The 5,385-nt window shown below is 62.3% G+C and carries 5 protein-coding genes and 1 tRNA gene; all 6 read left to right on the top strand.

The window, feature by feature from the left end:
• The first annotated feature begins 362 nt into the window (after positions 1-362).
• Entirely contained in the window at positions 363-584 is a 222-nt protein-coding gene (locus Q0Y09_RS09760; RefSeq protein WP_297720880.1) for a hypothetical protein, read from the top strand.
• A gap of 91 nt (positions 585-675) precedes the next feature.
• A complete protein-coding gene (locus Q0Y09_RS09765) occupies positions 676-2,514 on the top strand; it encodes a TIGR03960 family B12-binding radical SAM protein (protein ID WP_297720883.1) in 1,839 nt (612 codons plus the stop codon).
• Positions 2,507-3,175 carry a TIGR03936 family radical SAM-associated protein gene (locus tag Q0Y09_RS09770; protein WP_297720885.1) on the top strand — a complete coding sequence of 223 codons (669 nt, stop codon included), beginning with the start codon at positions 2,507-2,509 and terminating at the stop codon, positions 3,173-3,175. The genes Q0Y09_RS09765 and Q0Y09_RS09770 overlap by 8 nt, the downstream gene beginning before the upstream one ends.
• 140 nt (positions 3,176-3,315) lie before the next feature.
• Positions 3,316-4,458: a hypothetical protein gene (locus Q0Y09_RS09775; RefSeq protein ID WP_297720888.1), complete on the top strand. Its 1,143-nt coding sequence runs from the start codon at positions 3,316-3,318 to the stop codon at positions 4,456-4,458.
• Positions 4,459-4,548: 90 nt separating this feature from the next.
• A complete protein-coding gene (locus Q0Y09_RS09780) occupies positions 4,549-4,728 on the top strand; it encodes a hypothetical protein (protein WP_297720890.1) in 180 nt (59 codons plus the stop codon).
• Between the two features lie 375 nt (positions 4,729-5,103).
• Positions 5,104-5,180 (top strand) — tRNA-Arg (locus Q0Y09_RS09785).
• Positions 5,181-5,385: the final 205 nt, after the last annotated feature.

Here is a 5,385-nt window from a genome sequence, read left to right on the forward strand (position 1 = left end):
CTTCAGTAGGTATAGACTTTCCCGCTCTTCTATGGTAAGGTGTTTATAGTGACTCATAGGATGCTGCCCCTTTCTTGGCTGTCCACAAACACCATTTTAGGGCATCACCGCCTATGAGTCACTCCTTTTTTACCTATCTCCATGTGTTGCACTTGAATTGTAAATCTTGATACACCATATTGTTAGGGACGGCGCGGCCAACACAAAATCATGGATGTCCTGCCGCAGGCCGTCCAATGGGAAATCAGAGGAGCCCTCCCCAAAACCGGTTCCTGAACCCCATTATAGCACAGAAGACCGGAAGAGGGGAGGCCGGCGGCCCAACTGGCCGGAGAGAATGAGAGGAGAAAAGAGGGAACAGTATGAAGGAGAACCAACTGCGCTATGCAGTCTGCGCCGAGGAGGGCGGCGCGCCCGTCCTGTTCGGCGTGGTCTGCCGGGACGGGCCCAGGGCGGACAGGCTTTCCAGCGACTACGCAGAGGTGGCGCGTCTGGTGGACGCGCTCAACCGAAACCGGCTTTCCGTGGAGCACTTTTGGGACGTCGTGGATGATTTTCGCCATTCCTGGGCAGAAATGTATTAAATCCACGAAATTGTACTTGCCATTCCTGCGCGCAGCGGTTAAAATAATAATTTGCCATATAGTAATGAAAGAGCGCGCGCGGAGGTTAGGAATGGACCGGACGATGGAAACGATCCTCTCCAGGGTACAGAAGCCCGCCCGGTATACCGGTGGAGAGTACAATGCGGTGGTGAAGGACCCAAAACAGGTGGATACACGGGTGGCCATGTGCTTCCCGGACACCTATGAGATCGGCATGTCCAATCTGGGGGTGCGGATCCTCTACGGGCTGATGAACGAGCTGCCCGGCGTGTGGTGCGAGCGGGTGTTCGCCCCCTGGGGAGACATGGAGGAGGAGATGCGCCGGGAGGGGCTGCCCCTCTACGGTTTGGAGAGTGGAGATCCCATCTCTGATTTCGACATCATCGGCTTCTCCCTGGGCTATGAGATGGCCTATACCAACGTTCTCAATATGCTGGATCTGGCGGGGCTGCCCCTGCGCTCCGCGGACCGGGACGAGGACGCCCCCCTCATCATTGCCGGCGGCACCTGTGCCTACAACCCGGAGCCTCTGGCCCCCTTTGTGGACATCTTTTCTCTGGGCGAGGGCGAGGAGGTCACGGTGGAGCTCATCCAGCTCTATCAGCGCGCCCGGCAGGAGGGCTGGTCCCGGCAGGATCTGCTGCTGGCCGCAGCCGGAGTGCCGGGGCTCTATGTGCCCTCCCTCTATGACGTGACCTATCGGGAGGACGGGACGGTGGAGGCCATCGTTCCGCAGGAGGGCGCCCCTGAGCTGGTGACCAAGCGGATTGTCCGGGATCTGGACAAAGCCTACTTCCCGGTCAAGACCATCGTGCCCTCTACCGAGATCGTCCATGACCGAGTCATGCTGGAGGTCTTCCGGGGCTGTATCCGGGGCTGCCGCTTCTGCCAGGCGGGCTACGCCTATCGGCCCGTCCGCACCCGCAGTCCCCAGCTCCTGGTGGAGCAGGGGATCGCCGCCTGCCAGGACTCCGGTTATCAGGAGATGACCCTTTCCAGCCTGTCCACCAGCGATTACCGGCCCCTGGAGGGGCTGTGCGACGGGCTGCTGGAGTGGTGCGAGCCCAATAAGGTATCCCTGTCCCTGCCCTCCCTGCGGGCGGACAATTTCTCCATGGGCCTCATGCAGCGGCTCCAGCATGTCCGCAAGAGCGGACTCACCTTCGCCCCCGAGGCGGGCACCCAGCGCCTCCGGAACGCCATCAACAAGAACGTCACCGAGGACGACCTGATGAACTCCTGCCGCACCGCCTTCCTGGGCGGGTGGAACACGGTGAAGCTCTACTTTATGCTGGGCCTGCCCACCGAGACCGATGAGGATGTGCTGGGTATCGCTGACCTGGCCAAGAAAGTGCTCCAGCTCTGGCGGGAGACCGCCCCCGACAAGCGTCGGGGCTGCCGGATCACCGTTTCCACGGCCTGCTTTGTGCCCAAGCCCCACACCGCCTTCCAGTGGGAGGCCCAGGTCACCCGGGAGGAGTACCTTCGCCGGGTGAAGCTGCTGCGGGACAACATGCGGGAGAAGGCCATCGTCTACCACTGGCACGACCCGGATACCTCCTATCTGGAGGCCGTCTTTGCCCGGGGGGACCGCCATCTGGCCGACGCCATCGAGCTGGCTTGGCGGGAGGGGGCCAAATTCGACTCCTGGAGCGAATATTTTGACCTGGACCGCTGGCTGCGGGCCTTTGACGCATGCGGACTGGACCCGGCCTTCTACGCCAATCGGGTCCGGGACCGGGAGGAGGTCCTGCCCTGGAGCCGGGTATCCACCGGCGTGACCCCTGCCTTCCTGTGGCGGGAGCGGGAGCGGGCCTATGAGGCGGTCATCACCCCCGACTGCCGGAAGCAGTGTACCGGCTGCGGGGCCAACCATCTGCTGGAGAAGGGGAGGGTGTGCGATGAGTGAGGAGCGCATCCAGTTCATCAAAACGGGCCGGGCCCGCTATATCTCCCACCTGGATTTGATGCGGACCTTCCAGCGGGCCTTTCTCCGGGCGGGGCTCCATGTCCGGCACACCGAGGGCTTCAACCCCCACGCCTATGTGTCCATCGCTCTGCCCCTGTCGGTGGGCTTTTCCAGCCAGTGTGAGATCCTGGAGTTCGGCCTGCCCGAGGGGATGGAGCCCGGCGAGGTGCCGGACCGGCTCACCCGGGCCCTGCCCGAGGGGATCACGGTCACCCGCTGCTACGACGGGGGACGGCCCGTCCGGGAGCTGTGCTGGGTGAACTACATCATTACCCTGGAATATGACGCCGGCGCGCCCGTGGGGGCGGAGAACGCCATCCGGGCCCTGCTGAGCCAGGAGAGCCTGGTGGTGACCAAGAAGTCCAAGAAGGCCAAGAGCGGTCAGGTCCAGGTGGACCTCATCCCCCTCATCCACAAGGTGGACTATGAGGGGCGCCGGGACGCCATCGTTCTGGATGTGATCCTCCGGGCCCAGAATCCGGGGCTCAATCCGGCCCTGCTGGTGGAGACCATACAGAAGCAGTGTCCCGAGGCGGCGCCCGACTATGTGAGCTACCACCGCAAGCAGGTCCTGGACAAGGATTTCCATCCCTTCCTGTAAGTATGCGCCCGCCCCGGGAACATTTCCCGGGGCGGGATTTGTATTTCCCGGGGATTGCAAGACCGGGGCGGCTTTGCTATACTGAAAGGAAAGCGGATACAAAAAGGTGCCTGTGCGCCGTGGAATAAAAGGAGTATCACATGAAGAAACGAGTACTGGCGGTTGTGGGGGCGGCGGGGGCGCTGCTCTGCGCCACGGTGGCCCTGGCTGTGGGCGGCGGGGCGGAGGACCCTCTGGTGTCCAAGAGCTATGTGGATGGGACCTATACCGCCCAGGTGACGGCCCAGGCGGAGGCCGCCGTCGCCCGCCGCCATGACGCCCTCTATGCCGAGGCCGGGGCGGGGCTGAAGGCCAAACACGAAAGCTATCTGGCGCGGCTGGGAGGGAGCGCCTCCGGGGGCAGCTATCAGGAGTCCTTTCAGGACATCCGGGTGAAGGAGGGGGATACCGTCCAGGTACCCGCCGGCTCCGGCTTTTTGCTGCTGGCCGGCAGCGGCGACCTCTCCTGCGCCGGGAAGAAGACCATCGACCTCTCCAACGGCTGGGAGAAGGGCTCCGGCGCCCTGACCCAGGGACGGCGGTATCTGGTGATGGAGGACACGGTGGCCACCGTCACGGTGACCTCCACCACGGCGGTGCTCTCCCTGGAGGGCTGGCACACCCTCACCGAGAGCGGCAGGACCGACTACAACGCCCTGGCGGAGGCCCTGCGCATCCTGGGGCTGTTCCGGGGCAGCGATACGGGCTACGGCTCCGGCTACGACCTGGAGCTCCCCCCCACCCGGATCCAGGGGCTCATCATGTTCCTGCGTCTCATCGGAGAGGAGCAGGCCGCTCTGGCCACCACAGCCGCCTGCCCCTTCACCGATGTGCCCGCCTGGTGCCAGAGCTATGTGGCCTATGCCTATGAAAAGGGCTATACCAAGGGCATGGATGAGGCGGCCCGGTACTTTGGCACCAACGACGCCCTCACCGCCGGACAGTATGTGACCTTCCTTCTGCGGGCTCTGGGGTACAGCGAGGGCGGCGCGGCCCCCGATTTCACCTGGGACACCGCCCTCCAGCGGGGGGAGGCGCTGGGGGTCCTGACCGCCGGAGAGCGGCAGCTGCTGGAGGGCGGGCCCTTCCTCCGGGCCCATGTGGCCTACCTCTCCTATTTTGCCCTGGATGCCCGGCAGAAAGACGGGGCCATGACCCTCCAGGAACGGCTGGTGGGGGCTGAGGTCCTGGACCAGGCCGTGGTTGTCACGGTGCGCTCCGGGGTGTCTGTGACCAGACTGTGACCTTGATTTGGGGACACGAAAGCCGACCGGGTGCATAGGATGTGATGGAGGCCGGAGACGGTCTACCATCTCATTGGGAGGTACTTCGTTATGGGGTGCAACAACGGCTGCGGATTCGGCGGCTTTGGCGGCGGGAACTGTCTGTGGATCATTCTGATCCTGATCCTCATCTGCTGCTGCGGCGGGAGCTGGGGCGGCTGTGGCAACAGCTGCGGCTGTGGCAACGGCTGTGGCTGCGGCAACGGCTGTGGAAACAACAACTGCTGCTGAGCAAACATAAGACGCGGGCGGAGCAGGGCTCCGCCCGCGAAATTGTCGAAAAAGTGGAACTACGCAGAATAAGCCACGGGGGAAAAGTGTGAAAGGGGGTCTGGGCTGCCGGTGGCAGTCCAGATGTCTTCGGGCGAAGCCACCTCAAAACAGGTGAGCCCCCACTTTCGCGTGCAGTCAGGAACTTTTTCGATGAAATCGAAAAAGTCAGCATCTTGTTGAAAAGCCTGGAAAGGCGTTTCGACAAGATGACGGGCGGAGCGGGGCTCCGCCCGCGACAAAAAAATTTGATTTTTTGTAAAATTCCTCTTGCAATTCCTGTTTGAATGTGTTAATATAATCTAGCTATCAGGAGTGAGCTCTTGAAGACAGTGAGCGGCTGTAGCTCAGCTGGATAGAGTGACTGGCTACGAACCAGTAGGTCGGGGGTTCGAATCCCTTCAGCCGTACCAAAAAAGAAAGACATCTGCTTTCAGCAGATGTCTTTCTTTTTTAGGTTCCGCCGCCTAGAGGGCGGCTCCACCCTTCGGTGATTAAAAATGCTCGGGGCAAGTGAATTGCCCCTGCGCCAAGGTTTTGCCTGTGGCAAAACGCTTGTACGGCGCAAATGCGCCGCCGGCCAGAAGGCCGATTGGGTACTCCTCAAGTAAAACCGCA

This window comes from Intestinimonas sp. (assembly GCF_026169115.1).
Classification (GTDB): domain Bacteria; phylum Bacillota; class Clostridia; order Oscillospirales; family Oscillospiraceae; genus Intestinimonas.